Origin of the sequence: Mesorhizobium sp. M0244 (assembly GCF_040321795.1) — a bacterium.
Taxonomy (GTDB): domain Bacteria; phylum Pseudomonadota; class Alphaproteobacteria; order Rhizobiales; family Rhizobiaceae; genus Mesorhizobium.
Genome location: NZ_JAMYSE010000130.1, coordinates 1 through 15,072 on the forward strand (window position 1 = coordinate 1; position 15,072 = coordinate 15,072).

Consider the following 15,072-nt stretch of genomic DNA (forward strand, 5'->3'; position numbering starts at 1 on the left):
CGGCTGAAGCGGCTTCTGGCCGACGCCATGCTCGACAATGCCGCGTTGAAGGATCTTGTGGGAAAGAAATGGTGACGCCCGCGGCCAAGCGGAAACCTTTCCAGCGACCAGATCGATCAACTTCAACGCCGACTGCAACGGACCAGGCGATCAAGGAAAGGTGCATCATGAAGCATTCGCGGAGCCGACAATAGCCGACCATTCTCGACCGGATCATCCACAACGCCCATCGCATCACCCTCGAAGGCGACAGCATGAGAAAGCAAAAAACACCGCCGCCCTTGACCGGCGCCGAAAACGGCGAAATCAATCGCAAATGACTTCAACCAGGCAACCGAGCGCCGACCCCATCCTGCTGTCCGCGAATTAGTGAAACTGCTGTCCGCGATTTAGCGGAACGACTGTCCCGTTTTTGCGAAATACGCACGTCCGACGCAGCTTGCGTTGACAGAGGCGGTTTTACGCGCAGTTGCAATAGCACTTCCGCCGGCCTATTTTTGTGGAGTTCATTGTGGTTCGGCCAAGGGCGCTTTGGGCGCCGGACCGGCCCCGTGTAAACCTCATTAAAGAGAGACGAACCCTGCCATGGAAGAATTCTTATCGCGCATCGCCACTGGTGCCGGCATCGACCCGGCTCTCGCAGAGAAGGCCGTTGGGTTAATGCTGGGTTTCCTGCAACGCCACGCGGCCGACGGTCCCGTTGCGCGCATGATCGCGGCCATTCCCGGAGCTTCGGAATTAGTGGCGAAGTATCATGGCAACGACCCAGAGGGCGGAGGCGGCCTCATGGGGCTCGGCCAGCAATTGATGAGTGAGGGTCTCAGCATTCTAAAGATCGCCGCCATCGCCAACGAGACGATCGCCTTCGCCAAGGAACATGCCGGCGACGAACTCGTGGACGAGGTCCTCAATTCCGTTCCTGGCCTTCCCCAGTTCGTCTGATCAGCGGCAGCCGGGGCGCATGACCTCGTGCGCCCGTGCCGGCCCGTCTGCGCAGGTAGGCATTCTCCGCCGAGCGCTCCGTACCGATCTCGCCAGACCACCAACCGCCGGGCACGCGAAGCGAGCGTTGGAGTACTTCATTCGTCTCTCCCAAAATCGACCGCAGGCGAACCGATGTGTATAACTTCCGGCGGTAAGGGTTTATCGTGAACGCTTTCGATGAAGCCCGCGAGATAAGCAAACGTATTGTATTTCTCAAGAACCAACCGCTTCGCCTCTTGTATTGCGCCGCGACGCTCCTTCCAGAGGTCAGAGTCGATGATTTCTTGAATTTTTTGGATTACGTTCTTGTCCTCTGGGTCAATCAGAACCATTGAGTCGGAAGGGAAGAACCTCGTGATTGCCGGGCTGCCGTAATAGATCGGCATTGTTTCAGCAACGAAGCAGTCCATAAGCTTCTCTGTAAAATAGTAATCAGCACGAGTATTCTCGAAAGCTATACTGTAACGGTACGGTGCGAGTGCGTCCCATTTATCTCCAATCAGCCGAAAACCTCGGCCGAACAGGTCAAAATCGAGCTCCTCTCTTAGCCGTTCCAGAAACGCCAGCCGATATCGATGCCCTTTAAGCAGGGCGATGTTACTGGTAATCCATGAGAGCCGAAGCGGCTTGTCCACGACTTCGCTGACCAGAAGTTGGTCATATGTCTTTGTTACAGACCAAGACCGAGTGATAGGTGGAGACAAAACGAATCGGCGCTCTGCATTCTGCCGAGCAGCCAGCTCTGCGTCAGACGTCAGGACGATGGTATTTTTCCCCTGCCCTTCATGAAATGCGCGATGAGCTTTCGTCGGCGGTTCGCCGATTGCAAAAATTGTCCTGTTTGGACTCGCCTCGATATCAACAGGGAGCCCAAAAATAGAAGCAGAGTTAAAGACAATATGCCAATCGGGCGCGAAGGATGTCCTGCGTACAAAAGCGACATTGTTCCAGATTCCACTGCCCTTTGGAGTGAGATGGTGGATTGCATCATCCAAAACGCCCCAAGAATCCAGACATGTAGCAACAATGGGCGCCGGACGTTCCGTCAACAATTTGGTCGACAAAGCAGTTCCACCCCATTCACTTCCGTTGGACCGGGAGCAACTCGTGCATTGGGCGCAAGACCTCTCTGCGCCTGAAACAGCTCGCGATCCTGATCGGTATCAAACACACGATTTTCTGTGCGACTTCGCGATTCTGTGCGACTTCGCGCCATTCGACAACTCATCTCTAAGACCGCGGGAATCCCTTCCCTCGTGAAGGTACTCAATCGCCATTTCGGATTGCGGTAAGATTGGGCAGCATAAACCTTCCGGGACCCGCTGTCGAGGCAATTGTCGCTTTGCACCTAACCAGGTTCTTCCTCACTTTGTGTGGTGATCAGGCCGGTTGAGTGGCAGCATGCGTGCCCTCTAAAATATGGAAGTTGACTACATTCTTATTATTAATCGGGATATACGACCAGTTTAGAGGCGGCTCGCCTCTCACAGGCGACGTTTGCAGCGGCGACGGCAGATCGAGATATTGGCGGGTTGATGCCGGGGCTTTGTCCGAAATCTGTGGTCCGATTTCGGACGAAGTGACGGTCAAGATGTCCGAAATATGCTACGAATTTCGGACAAGCTTCACACACAAAGCGCCGCGGCTTTGCCCGACATCATCGATATCGGTCATGCAGATGGGCGATGCCGACCTAGCCTCGTCCCCTCCCCTTCCAGCCATTGCCAATCCCAGCCTGCCTGCGCAGCTTGAGGCGCTCGCCGGCCGCGCGCGCGATTATATCGAGGCGGCGAGTTCGGCCAACACGCGCCGCGCCTACGCAGCCGACTGGAAGCATTTTTCGAGCTGGTGCCGGCGCCAAGGCATCGAGATGTTCCCGCCCGATCCTGAGGTCGTCGGGCTCTATATCGCCGCCTGCGCGTCAGGTACGGCCACTGGCGACAAAAAGCCCAACACCGTTTCAACCATCGAGCGCCGGCTTTCGTCGCTCTCCTGGAATTTTGCCCAGCGCGGCCAGCCGCTGGACCGCAAGGACCGGCATATCGCCACGGTGATGGCTGGCGTTCGCAACACCCACGCCTCCCCTCCGCGGCAGAAGGAAGCGATCCTGCCCGAGGATCTGATCGCATGTTCGAGACCCTCGACCGCGGCACGCTGCGTGGTCTGCGCGACCGCGCCATGCTGCTTTTGGGTTTCGCCGGCGGCCTTCGCCGATCCGAAATCGTCGGCCTCGACGTCAACAGGGATCAGACCGAGGACGGACGCGGCTGGGTCGAGATTTTTGCCGATAAGGGTCTGCTTGTCACATTGCGCGGCAAAACCGGCTGGCGCGAGGTCGAAATCGGCCGCGGCTCCTCCGACGCCACCTGCCCTGTGGTCGCTCTGCAGACCTGGCTAAGACTGGCGCGCATTGCGCACGGACCGCTGTTCCGGCGCGTTGCTGGTCAAGGCAGAGCGGTCGGTGTCGATCGCTTGAACGACCAGGAGGTCGCACGCCTGGTCAAGCGCACGGCGCTCGCCGCCGGCGTGCGCGGCGATCTGTCGGAGGGCGAACGGGCCAAGAAATTCGCCGGCCACTCACTGCGCGCCGGCCTCGCCTCGTCGGCCGAGGTCGATGAACGCTATGTGCAAAAACAGCTCGGCCATGCCTCCGCGGAGATGACGCGAAATTATCAGCGCCGGCGCGATCGTTTCCGCGTAAATCTCACCAAGGCGTCCGGGCTCTGATGCCCCCGTTTTGTCCGCTGGGATGATGCGGTCAGATCTCAGGCGATAACAATTACCTCATCGAGCACAGCGAGCGCTGTGTCCAGACTATCGGCGGCCGACGCTTCGTAGTCAGGCATGATCATCAACTGCGTTATGGCACGGCCCACAAATTCCGGGTTTAGCTTTTCCAACCGATCCTTGGTCCGGGAGACCTGTTCCGGGAATGCGCGCAGATTGAAGCGAACAAATGACGAGGTCTCTTATCCCCGACACGAATAGCTCGCGATCTCATCGGGATTTCCCTTACCGCCATAGGCAGCTTGAGTGGGATAAGCGCAGATCGGCTGGTGCTTGCCGGGGAATGCCTTGCTGCCAGCCGCGAGAGAATCCGGAGCCTTGTCTTGGTTTATCCAGCCCTCGATGGCGGCCAAAGGATCAAAGTCGTCGAAGGCTTGGCCATCGCCGCAGTGGGTCATCCCCGGGATTATGAACATGCGCACGAAACGGCGAGTCGCTTCCAAATCGCCGCCGCTTGTGACCTCGACGACTTGCTTGTACCAGCGCACCAGATCGTTGGCTGAGAAGACCGGATCGGAAAGTCCCTGAAACAAGAGCAGCTTTCCACCGTGGGCAGCGAAGCTGGCGAGATACGTGCCGGTCGCATCATTGAGCTTGGCCGTATCCGCAACGCGTGCCGGATCCTTGTCGAAGTCGAACTTCAGGGGGTCAAAATTCGGCGCCGGGGGCGTCATGAAGTAGTATTGAAGCGAGCGGGCTCCCAGAACGATGTTATTTGCATCCGACTGGGAAGTGGGGGAATTGCCCAGCTTCCACATTCTCCAGTCCGCGCCCGCAACGCCCGTATCATATGGCCAATCGCTGTAAAGCTTTTGGCCATCGGAGCTTTCCGGACCCGCGAACGCGCGGCTCATGGCCTGCACTTGACCAGCCGTGAGGCAGCTGTCCGTCTTATCGCCTTGGCAGGACAGGACCTTTGGGTCGAACCGGCACTGCTGCCAGGCGTTGATGACGCCATCCTCAATGCCATCGCGGGCATCACAGGCAGCGAGAACCGCCTTGGCGACGATGTTCAGATCCTGCTGGGAGAAGGCGCGGGATAGAATGGGATGGCCGGCCTCATCCTTGGGAGCGATGCTCATGTACTGGCGAGTATCCCAGGCTTCGGCAATGTTGGCGGCACTGAGACGAAAACCCGGGCTACCTGCAACAATGCCGTCGAACTCGAGCGGATATCGCTGAGCCGCTATCAACGCCTCACGACCGCCATTCGAGCATCCCATGAACACCGACTTTTTCGGAGCCGCCCCATAGAACTTGGCAATCACCTGCTTCGAGACCGAAGTGACTTTGCCAATGGAGGCGTACGCAAAATCAATGCGTGCGGCTTGATCGACCCCGAAAGCCGGATCGGGGCTTGGGTGCCCGCCATCCATGCTTACAACAGCGTAGCCGCGCAAGAGCCCGGGAGCCGCGGTCGAGTTCCGGCAAGGAATGGTCCCGACGGCCGGCGCCAGGAAGCCATCAACTGCGCCGCCGCCCTGGAAAAGGAACATGTCGTTCCAGGTCGTCGGAAGACGCACCTCAAACCGGGTGCCATATGATTGACCATCGACCCCCTGGCGTTTCCCGATAACACCTCGGACAAGGCAGTGCCCGCCCACTTTTACCGCCTGAGGCGAGGCGCCGGTGAATGCAGTGAAGGGATCTGCGGGGATCCCCTGCGGCTTTTGAAGGCTAGCCTCGGTAAAGATCACGCTTGGAATTTTGAGCTTGGCGATGGACCGGCACGCCTGATCCGACGCGTTTGCCGCCAGTGCAGGCGCACATACACATATGATCGCCAACATCAGTGCCAGCGTGCACCCGCGGTCCCGCAGCTTGAGCCCGTTAGCCAAGAACATACCCATCCTCCCTGGATGCGCCCGATAGCCCGAAAGCTGATCGCATTGGTAGCTAGTTGTGAGCTTTCAGTAGGTTGTCCATCCGGTCCGAACCGGGAAAGCTGAGATTGTCGAAGCTTCAGTGACTCCAGGGGGACCGGATGAACATCCATAAGAATACCGGTCTGACGCCGCTCGGTCGAGAGCGGATTTTTTGCGCCTGGGCGCGCCGGCAGCACCTCGAGGTGTTGCCGCCTGATCCGCAGACCGTCGGCCTCTACATCACGGCCTGTGCATCCAGAAAGGTTACAGGAGACAAGAAACCAAACTCTGTGGCGACGATCGAGCGCCGTCTCTCCTCCCTGGCGTGGAATTATACGCAGCGTGGCGAGCCGCTCGATCGAAAGGACCGCCATATCGCCACCGTGCCCGCCGGCATCCGTAACAGCCACGCAAAACCGTCTGTGCAGAATGAGGCCATACTTCCCGAAGACCTGATCGCCATGCTGGAGACGGTGCTCCGCAAGACCCATCAGGTCGCCCCAGGCCAGAGCAACCGGCTCGTCCCCGGGGAGGACGAAACGGTCGACCACTCCGCTTGTTCGACTTGTGTTCGGGCGACTATCCCGGCTTCTATGCATCGCGCTTCGGCGCGGCGAGCTTTGTCCAACGCGCCAAGCCTTTGAACCGAATCGCTGTAGACGGAAGTCGCGGCGAGCTTCGCGTTGTTGATCGGAGTATCGAACCAGGCGTCGTATCCGCGGTATCCACCCCATCGTCTGTCGCGCAATCTGTTGGCGAGCGCGTCCTCAGCCGTTCGATCGCGGCCGTCTTTGCCGCAAACTATTATATGGCGGCCGCCGATGCCATTCGGGCCCGCAATATCTCAGGGGTTGAAGGATCGTCGATCAGTTTTCCGATGTCTTGGCGGGCCGCGATGATCTGCACATGACCCTGCAAAGATTGCGCGTAGTAGGAAATACTGGTGCAACTGGTCACCCCAGGCGTCAGGATAATCGTAGAACCAATCGAACGAATGCACGCATCGCGGTTTGCCTACAGCACTGCTCTCCTGTCCCGATAGCGCAAATTCGCGGTTACCTCCGGCCACGAACAGTCGGACCAATTTTATTTGTAGGTTAGACCTTCGTCCTCGGCAAGATTGGCCAAGTGATGACTCGCTGCTGAATTGCCGGCCCGCGCGTGATGAGCGCGAAGGCGTCAGGTGCCCCCGCCGTCAAGACTCAAGCCGCAACGCAATCAGGCGGGAGTGCCTTCCGCTAGGTGGGGATGGACTGGCCGCCGAAGTCAGAAGCAGCAAGCCTGGAGCATAATGGAAGACCTCGACCATGTGAAGCAGGCCGTGAAGGGCGACCTAGCCTATTTGCAGCCACCTGCTCAAAGCCGCGACATGAAGCCAGCCGCCAGCCTGCTAGTCGACAGCAACCGTTCAGCTTGCTGCCGCCGACCGCTTGAAAACGATGGTCACCTTCGTCCCTTTGTTGGCGCTGGACTCGACGGCTAGCTGCGCCTTGGCGTTCTCGGTCAGCGAGCGTGCGATCAGCGCTCCGAGCTTGCCTGGCTTGGGCCACGTCTCGCCTTCCGGCAGGCCGATTCCGTCGTCCGCCACTATAACCCGGCAGCCGTCGCCATTGACGATGCTGTGCAGCGTTATCGTGCCGCCGTCGCGTCCCCGGAACGCATGCTTTAGTGAATTGGTCAGCAATTCGTTCACGACCAGTCCCGCCGGCATGGCGACGTTTATTGACACGGGATATGTATCCACCTTCATATCCAGGCGGATCCCCTCGACTGCATGCGAACTCATCACCGCGGACGCGATCTGGCTGAGATAGACGCCAAGATCGACCTCCTCCTTCGGCTCGTCGGCCGTTAGCGTCTGGTAGAGGATCGCCAGAGCGTCGACGCGACCGGCGAGCCGCTCAAACCGTCTCCGGTCGGCCTCGGGCGCGTTGCGGCTTTCCAGCCGGATCAGTGCGGTGATCATCTGCAGGTTGTTCTTCACCCGGTGCTGCAGTTCGCGCAGCAGCGTGTCTTTCTCGCTAACACGCTCCTCGGCCGAGCGCTCATCTCCCGCCTCGCCATGGGCGGATACGTCGACCAGGGCCACCAGTCGGAAGCACACCTTGCCGTTGTCGTCTTCGATCACGTTGGAATAAACGTCGACGATCGCGGGTTTGTCCTCGCCGCGTTCCAGCCTGAAGGTGCCGACCAAATCGGTTCCTTCGACCACGGCCTCGGCTAGCGGCCTGTCCTTTTGCTGATGGAGGCCTGTGCCTAAAAGGGCCGCCCAGTTTTCTCGGGTGAGCCTAGCGGCTGTCAGCCCTGACAGTTTCTCGAATTCCGGATTGGCGTAGACCACGCGCTCTTCACCGGCAAGGTCCGAAACGGCTATGGCGATCGGCACCTGGTCAAGGAATTTCTTGAACTGTTCGCTTTCCAGTGCTGTTGCAAGGTCAGGTGTATCAAGCAACTGCTCGACCGCCTCAGCCTTCTCTGAATCCGATGTCATTTGCGCGCCTGTTTTGTGCGGATATTATCAACAATGCGGCGAGCCTGCCATCGCCAAAACTGGAGCTGCATCTCACATTTCGCATCACGCATCTGACAACAAGCTCTGCATCGCGTAACGGCCGCACGTCTAGCATTGCGACCGGCCGAAGGAGAGCGGCAAGGATCGGCTACAATCCAGGTGCCTGGAATGTCGAAGCGACCGGTCAAGTGGGTACGCTGCGGAAGATCGATAGAGCAGGCATTCAGGGAGAATGAGTTCGCGTGCCGGCCTCGGCGATACGTGCCGACACTGTCAACCTCATGACCGCATGCGGGCTGAAAGAGCAGCGCTTCGCTCCAGCGGTAATTCAGGCCGCTAGCTGCCTAACTGCGGCAAGCCCATCGATGGTGTATGTTGAGACGCTATTGCCGATGCCTAAATATCGAACCCGTCATGGCAATCGTTGTGACGGGAAGCGCTCGCTTATGGGCTGTGCTGGAATGCGCATGAAGTATGCGCCTGTGCGCCGCTTCGTTGATCTCTTGGCCTTCGAGGAAGTCGTCAATCTCATCGTATGTGAGACCGGGACGAGGTTCTCCAGGTCGGCGGTCGGAATCTTTTCAACAAGATCAGACGGAGCGCCCAGATACACTGCCAAGGCGCGAACTCTGCGCTTGTTCAGCCCGGAAAGAGGAAGAATGTCTGCGGCACCATCGCCGAACTTGGTGAAGAAGCCCATCAAGGCCTCGGCTGCTTCGAAGCGACTTCTGAAAAAGAAGTGTGGGTTTGCTCTCATACCCTTTGCTGAAAAATCTTGTCATAGAGCGCATGGAATGCCACGCGCTTCGAATCGGAGTAGCCATCCGGGAAGCCTGAAGCCCCTTTGAAGCGCATGTCCGGCAGCTATTCATAGCGTGGATGACTTTGATCGAAACAAACGATTTCATAACTCTTCGGAAATCTTGCATGGACAAAAGCACGTCCGCACCGGTCACCCATCCAAAGGAGAAAATCTTCCATGCGCCCTGACGTGCAGTGGAGGTCGTGCCGAGAAGTGAGTTGCAACTGGCCGATCATGTCGGCGGTTCGACGCTAGTCGTCCCCAATGTTCCTGAGCTGCGAAGTCTTGCAGGCGAGCCAGCTGCCCAGCGCGATTCTGCTTGTGGCGGGCTTTTTGCCGCAGGCAGTCCGCTCGTTTGGGCAGCGGATTGGAGACCCGGCCGGCAGCGCTACCATACAACATCAGCGCACTTTACATCTACGCGGTATTGCCGGGCTTCCAGTCGGTGCCATGTTTGGCCGACGAATGACGCGATGCGGCCTCCTGCACAAGCGAAGGCGTTATCGGATGTGCGACCGGGAAGCAGGCGGACAGTGCAGCACATGTCACTCGCCTGTGCGACGGTCTTTCGGGGAATGAAATCGGGCCAGTTCACGGCGCGGCATTATTCGTCAACAGCCGCCCCTTCGCAAGGATATAGGCAGCCCGCGTCACAAGTTCGTGCTGCAGATGAAAACGGCATCGCCGGCATGCAAGTCAGCAGCCGCTCAAGATTCGATGATCCAGCCAAGCTCTCGGCGTCATGGAACGGCAGGCGCCACGATCGAAGCATCTCATGTTGATTCAGGCGGACCCTTATGAGGCGTTCTTTGATGCCGGTGATGCCTGACAGGCGGTTGCAGCTGCAAGCGACAACGCGGCCTATTTAGTTGGAAACGGTCTGAGGCAGGCCAATTTGGCTTGCCCGTCACTATGTGGAGAAAGAAATGCTGTGTCTAGGAATTAGCGGCGGACTTGACCAAGTCCATGAAAACCGATTCGAGCTTCCGAACGCCTTTATGCACGATGGCGCCGCGGTGCTCGTCCGAGACGGACAGGTGATAGCCGCCGTCGAAGAGGAACGCCTCAATCGGATCAAACACTCCAACAAGCTCCCAATTCGTTCGATTCAATACTGTCTGTCAGCGGCGGGGGTTCAGTTCAGCGACATTGATCGTGTCGCGGTCTACGCAAGCGAGCCCTATGCCAATGCCATGCTTGAAGGTATGTCCGCATCCCACCCGGACATTCTCTCCATTCCGTTGAGTGCTAAATCGTTGGTGCAGGATCTGTTAACGCGTGAGTTCGGCACTAAGTTGGACAGTTCGCGTATTTCATTCGTAAGTCATCATCAGGCGCACGCCGTGAGCGCCTTTGCAATGTCGGGCTTCGAACAAAGTCTCATTCTAGCGATTGATGGCTGTGGTGATTTCCTATCGGGCCTCTTGGCGGTAGGGTCTGGCACAGAAATTACGGAAATCGAGGCTTTCCCCGAGAACAATTCTCTTGGGCTGTTTTATCTCGAGACGATCCGCTATCTCGGCTACGGCTTGTTCGACGAGTATAAGGTAATGGGACTCGCGCCCTACGGCGACCCCGCTCCCTATCGCGAGCTCTTCGAGCAGTTCTACGAGCTCTCCGCCAACGGGGGTGGCTACCGTGTTCACCTCGACCGCATCGGTCCGGCGTTGCTCCGCAACATCGAGGTCAGGCGAAAGGGAATGCCCTTCACCCAGCAGCATCGAGATGTGAGTGCGTCACTGCAGGAAGCGCTTGAGCGGATCGTGTTCCACATTCTTCGGCATCACCGTGAGGCCACTGGCATGAAGCGGTTGTGCCTGGCGGGAGGGGTAGCCCACAACTGCACGATGAACGGTAAGCTGCTGTATTCAGGGCTTTTCGAAGACATCTTCGTGCAACCCGCGTCTCACGACGCTGGCTGCGCATTGGGAGCTGCGCTGATAGTCTCTAACGAGATGGGCCGCCCCGCGCCGTGTGAGCGACTGCAGGAGGTCTATTGGGGTCCTGATCTCGGGAGCGACCGCGCCGTGCAACAGGAACTGAATGCATGGGCCGGACATCTCGAGGTTGAACGCTCTGATGACGTGGCAAGCAGTGCAGCCGACTGGATCGCCAACGGCGCCGTGATCGGCTGGGTGCAGGGTCGTTCGGAGTTTGGGCCACGTGCGCTGGGCAACCGCAGCATTCTTGCCGACCCTCGGCCCGCCGCAAACAAGGACCGAATCAATGCGATGGTCAAGAAGCGCGAAGGCTATCGGCCCTTCGCGCCATCTGTGCTGGAGGAGGATGCGAGCGAATTTTTCGACCTCCCGGACGGCAAGCGCGAATTTCCATTCATGAATTTCGTCGTTCGCGTGCGTGACTCAAAGCGCGCCTTGCTCGGTGCCATTACGCACGTCGACGGAACCGCTCGCCTGCAAACAGTATCGCGCAACGCCAATCCCGCTTACTGGGAAGTCATCAATGCGTTCAAGAAGCGCACAGGCACTCCAATTCTGCTCAATACGTCCTTCAACAACAATGCCGAACCGATCGTGGATTCGGTTGCGGACGCGATTGCCACATTTCTGACGACAGAGCTGGATGGACTTGTGGTCGGGCCCTTCCTGGTAAAAAAGCGGGCTGCAACGCTGCAGGATTGGACTGCGCTTGCGGTTTCATTGCCGCCCTATGTGTCCCTCCATCAAGACCGTGCGTACACAGCGCAAGATCGTCAGGAGACTGTCTGCGAGATCAATACGAACCACTCGAGCAGTGACAGCGTGCGAATTTCACACGACTTGTTTAATCTGCTGATGCGGATTGAGGGCGAAGCCGTGTTGGGAGATCTCCTCAATACAATTGCGCCGGATCAGGCCAAGCGTGAAGCTCTGATGGAGGGCCTGCGACGGCTGTGGGAGCAGCGCCTCGTTCGATTGCATCCCTCACAAGCTGCTCGCATGGATCAAGACTGCGATCAAACGCTGGACCAGCATAACAGGCTCTCAGCGTGATAGAGGTGCCGCTATCCAAGCTCGGCGAATAATGGTGTTCATCGATGCCGCCTGCCACCTCACCGCTGGCAGGCAGTCGACTTCATCACAGGGTTGATTCGTCCACTTCACCTTGGACGACCGGACGCGCAGAAAAAAGCGGCTGCGGCGGGTCCTTGCTAGCCACCGTGATGCGGGACCACAGCGACAGGGCGTGCCCGAGACGGTCAATGCGGCCGGCGGTGTCGTCGCCGGCGGCGACGGTCGCATTCAGGATCAGCATCGACCAAAGAGCGAGGCCACTGCCGTTATGCTCCGAGATCTGGGGACGGCGGCATGGCGATCACCGTCTACTCGGCGTTGCCGAACTCACTGCATGCGAGACCGTGACGAAGCCCTTCACATTGCGGGTCGGGACATAGCTGGCTTTCTTGGCGCGCTACCATCGCTAGAGATGCAGACTTCGCCCAACAGCTCCTGCTGGAGCGCGGCTTGGATCTGATGGCAGAATTCTTGCGGAGACGCGGACAAAGTGGGGAGCACTCCAACCTACACACGCGTCACTGGGCTATCAGTGTTGACCGTATAATCTTCGGAATGGCAATGGCATATTTTACAAAGCACGACGGCAATCAAATTATATACCGCAGCTGGGAAGAGCCGGAACAGTCAAGCGCAAGGATGAGAATTTTGGTCCTCAAGCTTGATCATGTCGGCGACTTTTGGATGTCTCTAGGGCCTCTAAAGGACCTTCGTCAGCGTTTTGCGCATGCCCACATTACGCTGGTGGTGGGAAGCTGGAACATCGCTACTGCAAAACAGTTCGACCTCGCCGACGATCACGTTGCTTTTGACTTTTTTCCTCGCAACCCAAAAGTCAAAACGCGCAAAGAAGCCGCGGACATAAGGCCGCTGCTGACCGGCGAGTTTGATCTTGCCATTGATATGCGTGTTCCGGAAGAAACAAGGCCGATCTTGCTTGAAGTTCCCGCCAGGCACCGTGCGGCGATAGTTGATCCGTACAGCATGCATCAGATCGATATTGCGATAGCGCCATTCAATCTGAAACTGCGCAGAACCATTTTCTACAAGCTGGTCCAAAAAATAGGGCTTGCTAACAAAATCCCCCGTAGATGGCTTGATTGGTTCATTGACCGTAAGCAGGTGCGTCTCCAGCATGTGTCAGAAATCCTCCTCTTTCTGGTCGCAAAGGCAGCTGCCTATTTCGAAAGCGGAGCGGGTCACCCACAGAATTCGACTACAGGCAATGCCCCGATTGTCGTGGCTCCGTTCTCCAATTCCAGCCTGCGAGATTGGCCGATTGAAAGTTTTGGCAAAGTTGTCGCTGCTCTTTCGACCCGTGGTGAGGTGGTCCTCGTTGGCCGTGGCGAATGCCTGGAAGCGCTTGAGGAGGTTGCGAAGATAGCTAGGGAACGTGGAGCCGCGAACATTCGGACGGCTGTCGACTTGTCAGAATTGGAATTCAATTGTCTCGTGAATTCGGCCGCGCTCGTCGTTTCGAACAATTCAGGCACCGGCCATGTCGCTGCCCAGCTTGGCCGCCCTACTATCGGCATTTTCACGGCGTCACATCTACCGGAGATTTGGGGGTTTCGAGGTCCCTTGGTCAGCATGCTTATGAGTGTTATTGAATGTCGCGGATGTGGTCTGGACCAAGTGCGGCATTGTCCGGTCAAAGTCCGATGCAAGTTCGACATCACGCCGGATCTCGTGATTGCCGAGGTAAACGCCTTGATGAATCATTGTAAGGGTACGGCACAAGCTTAGTGGCTCGCGGTCACCACAACCGCGATTGCCCAGCCCTTGTCGCTGATTCAATCGCTACAATCATGTAGAGGCCGAAATTCAGAATCGAATCGACTTGTTCGAAGGACCGCAGTGGCGATGTCACATTGGCCGACAGGTGGCATAGAGCGGCGCCTGAGAATGAAAGTGCCGCCGCCCAGCCTTCATAGCCGTTCCTCCTTTGTGGCGTGACGGCCCGAAAGTCGCCATCGCGTCAGATGTTCATCAGGTTCGGGATAGCCGGGGCTCGTCCGCGACAGTCATGGCAGCGACTTCGCTTCTGGACCCGCTCATCCGGCCGCCAAAAACAAATGCGCTTCCTAAGCCGTAATTGATCCGCCGGAGCTGACCAAAGCCACCTTGCTCTGGGTTGCGGCAATGGCGACTGGGGCGAGAAGCCGAGAAGAACCCATGCGGCGAGAAATCCTGAGACCATCCGCCACGAGACGTCGCCAGGGAACGTAGTATTGCGTTCCGCGTTACACTAACGTATATACGTCCGCAGCACAGGAGCGGGCCATGGCCACCACACCCACCAGGAAGGAAGCACCCGTCTCGATGCGGTTTCGCGACGATGATCTCACCATCATCGACCGCGGCGCGGAGCTGCTCGGCCTGTCGCGCACGGAGTTCATGCGGCGCGCCGCGCTGCACGAGGCGCAGGCGGCCATCCTCAACGAAACCGTCATCCGCGTGTCCCCGGAAGCCTATGACGCCTTCATGCAGGCGATCTCAGCCCCGGCCGCTGCGCCCCCGGCGAAGGCGGCCGAGCGGCTGCGTCGGTCCCCGCCCTGGGACCGCTAGGTGGCGTTTTCAGGCATCGAACTCCTCGACCACGCACACCGCCTCGACAGCTTCGATTGCGGCAAGCCGGCGCTCAATGCTTGGCTGGCCGGCTTCGCGCGAACGAACCAGGCCCGCGGGTTTACCCGCGTCCTGGTCGTTCACGACGAGGGAACAGTCGTCGGGTATTACGGCCTCGCGCCGGGCGTGATCCAGCCAAATAGCGCACCGCGCGCCATCCGCACCGGACGCCCGCCCGATCCGATCCCCTGCCTGCTGATCGGACAACTCGCCGTCGACCACCGCTATGCCGGACAAGGCGTCGGTAGCGGCTTGGTCACGGCCGCGCTGTATCGGTGCGTCGCCGGGGGCGCCGGGGGGGGGGGGGGGGCGGGGGGGGGTCGGGGGGGGGGCGGCGGGGCGGCGCGCCGGCCGCCCGCCGACCGGGCTCTAGGGGCGGCGCCCCGCCGCGCCCCGAGCCGGCTTCGCCGTCGCGGCGGGCGGGTGACCCCTCACGCAGGGCCAGAGGGAGACGGCGGTCAGAGCGAGGGAGCCCTGGAG

Annotated in this window: 11 protein-coding genes and 3 pseudogenes; 7 read left to right on the plus strand and 7 right to left on the minus strand. The window is 58.8% G+C overall.

The window, feature by feature from the left end:
* Positions 1-585: 585 nt before the first annotated feature.
* The gene (locus NKJ08_RS35865; RefSeq protein ID WP_352532429.1) at positions 586-942 is read left to right on the plus strand and encodes a hypothetical protein; all 357 of its coding nucleotides are present in this window, start codon (positions 586-588) and stop codon (positions 940-942) included.
* A gap of 137 nt (positions 943-1,079) precedes the next feature.
* Here NKJ08_RS35865 and NKJ08_RS35870 read toward each other — a convergent pair whose 3' ends face one another.
* Entirely contained in the window at positions 1,080-2,048 is a 969-nt protein-coding gene (locus NKJ08_RS35870) for a glycosyltransferase family 10 domain-containing protein (protein ID WP_352493678.1), read from the minus strand.
* Between the two features lie 538 nt (positions 2,049-2,586).
* On the opposite strand from NKJ08_RS35870, the pseudogene NKJ08_RS35875 reads away from it, so the two are divergent.
* Positions 2,587-3,711, plus strand: a pseudogene (locus NKJ08_RS35875) (site-specific integrase).
* Between the two features lie 242 nt (positions 3,712-3,953).
* Here the strand turns inward: NKJ08_RS35875 and NKJ08_RS35880 are convergent.
* Positions 3,954-5,615, minus strand: coding sequence for a tannase/feruloyl esterase family alpha/beta hydrolase (locus tag NKJ08_RS35880; protein WP_352785969.1), 1,662 nt, complete (start codon positions 5,613-5,615; stop codon positions 3,954-3,956).
* Positions 5,616-5,806: 191 nt separating this feature from the next.
* Between NKJ08_RS35880 and NKJ08_RS35885 the strand changes: the two are divergent.
* Positions 5,807-6,124: pseudogene (locus NKJ08_RS35885) on the plus strand (integrase); the annotation flags it as partial.
* 2 nt (positions 6,125-6,126) lie between these two features.
* Here NKJ08_RS35885 and NKJ08_RS35890 read toward each other — a convergent pair.
* The 4 genes and pseudogenes from NKJ08_RS35890 to nadE all read right to left on the minus strand — a co-directional run.
* Complete coding sequence (locus NKJ08_RS35890; protein ID WP_352785972.1) at positions 6,127-6,384, minus strand: aminopeptidase; 258 nt, start codon at positions 6,382-6,384, stop codon at positions 6,127-6,129.
* Between the two features lie 56 nt (positions 6,385-6,440).
* Entirely contained in the window at positions 6,441-6,593 is a 153-nt protein-coding gene (locus NKJ08_RS35895) for an aminopeptidase (RefSeq protein WP_352453905.1), read from the minus strand.
* Positions 6,594-7,044: 451 nt separating this feature from the next.
* Entirely contained in the window at positions 7,045-8,127 is a 1,083-nt protein-coding gene (locus NKJ08_RS35900) for a sensor histidine kinase (protein WP_352785975.1), read from the minus strand.
* A gap of 404 nt (positions 8,128-8,531) precedes the next feature.
* Positions 8,532-8,863 (minus strand): annotated as a pseudogene (gene nadE, locus NKJ08_RS35905) (NAD(+) synthase); the annotation flags it as partial.
* 1,013 nt (positions 8,864-9,876) lie between these two features.
* Between nadE and NKJ08_RS35910 the strand changes: the two are divergent.
* Positions 9,877-11,943: a carbamoyltransferase family protein gene (locus NKJ08_RS35910; RefSeq protein WP_352785978.1), complete on the plus strand. Its 2,067-nt coding sequence runs from the start codon at positions 9,877-9,879 to the stop codon at positions 11,941-11,943.
* Between the two features lie 85 nt (positions 11,944-12,028).
* Here NKJ08_RS35910 and NKJ08_RS35915 read toward each other — a convergent pair whose 3' ends face one another.
* On the minus strand, positions 12,029-12,205 hold the full coding sequence (locus NKJ08_RS35915) for a hypothetical protein (RefSeq protein WP_352457364.1): 177 nt from the start codon (positions 12,203-12,205) through the stop codon (positions 12,029-12,031).
* A 320-nt stretch (positions 12,206-12,525) separates the two neighbouring features.
* On the opposite strand from NKJ08_RS35915, the gene NKJ08_RS35920 reads away from it, so the two are divergent.
* The 3 genes from NKJ08_RS35920 to NKJ08_RS35930 all read left to right on the plus strand — a co-directional run.
* The gene (locus NKJ08_RS35920; RefSeq protein ID WP_352453586.1) at positions 12,526-13,710 is read left to right on the plus strand and encodes a glycosyltransferase family 9 protein; all 1,185 of its coding nucleotides are present in this window, start codon (positions 12,526-12,528) and stop codon (positions 13,708-13,710) included.
* A 537-nt stretch (positions 13,711-14,247) separates the two neighbouring features.
* On the plus strand, positions 14,248-14,532 hold the full coding sequence (locus tag NKJ08_RS35925; RefSeq protein WP_352453587.1) for a type II toxin-antitoxin system TacA family antitoxin: 285 nt from the start codon (positions 14,248-14,250) through the stop codon (positions 14,530-14,532).
* Positions 14,533-15,072, plus strand: a 540-nt coding sequence (locus NKJ08_RS35930) for a GNAT family N-acetyltransferase (protein WP_352785981.1), incomplete at its 3' end; no start/stop codon positions are given.

What these genes read in the sequence shown, in the direction of transcription:
- NKJ08_RS35900 (WP_352785975.1), bottom strand. Translation starts at nt 8,127, where the DNA reads ATGACATCGGATTCAGAGAAGGCTGAGGCGGTCGAGCAGTTGCTTGAT.
- NKJ08_RS35925 (WP_352453587.1), top strand. Translation starts at nt 14,248, where the DNA reads ATGGCCACCACACCCACCAGGAAGGAAGCACCCGTCTCGATGCGGTTT.
- NKJ08_RS35910 (WP_352785978.1), top strand. Translation starts at nt 9,877, where the DNA reads ATGCTGTGTCTAGGAATTAGCGGCGGACTTGACCAAGTCCATGAAAAC.
- NKJ08_RS35920 (WP_352453586.1), top strand. Translation starts at nt 12,526, where the DNA reads ATGGCATATTTTACAAAGCACGACGGCAATCAAATTATATACCGCAGC.
- NKJ08_RS35865 (WP_352532429.1), top strand. Translation starts at nt 586, where the DNA reads ATGGAAGAATTCTTATCGCGCATCGCCACTGGTGCCGGCATCGACCCG.
- NKJ08_RS35915 (WP_352457364.1), bottom strand. Translation starts at nt 12,205, where the DNA reads ATGCTGATCCTGAATGCGACCGTCGCCGCCGGCGACGACACCGCCGGC.
- NKJ08_RS35880 (WP_352785969.1), bottom strand. Translation starts at nt 5,615, where the DNA reads ATGTTCTTGGCTAACGGGCTCAAGCTGCGGGACCGCGGGTGCACGCTG.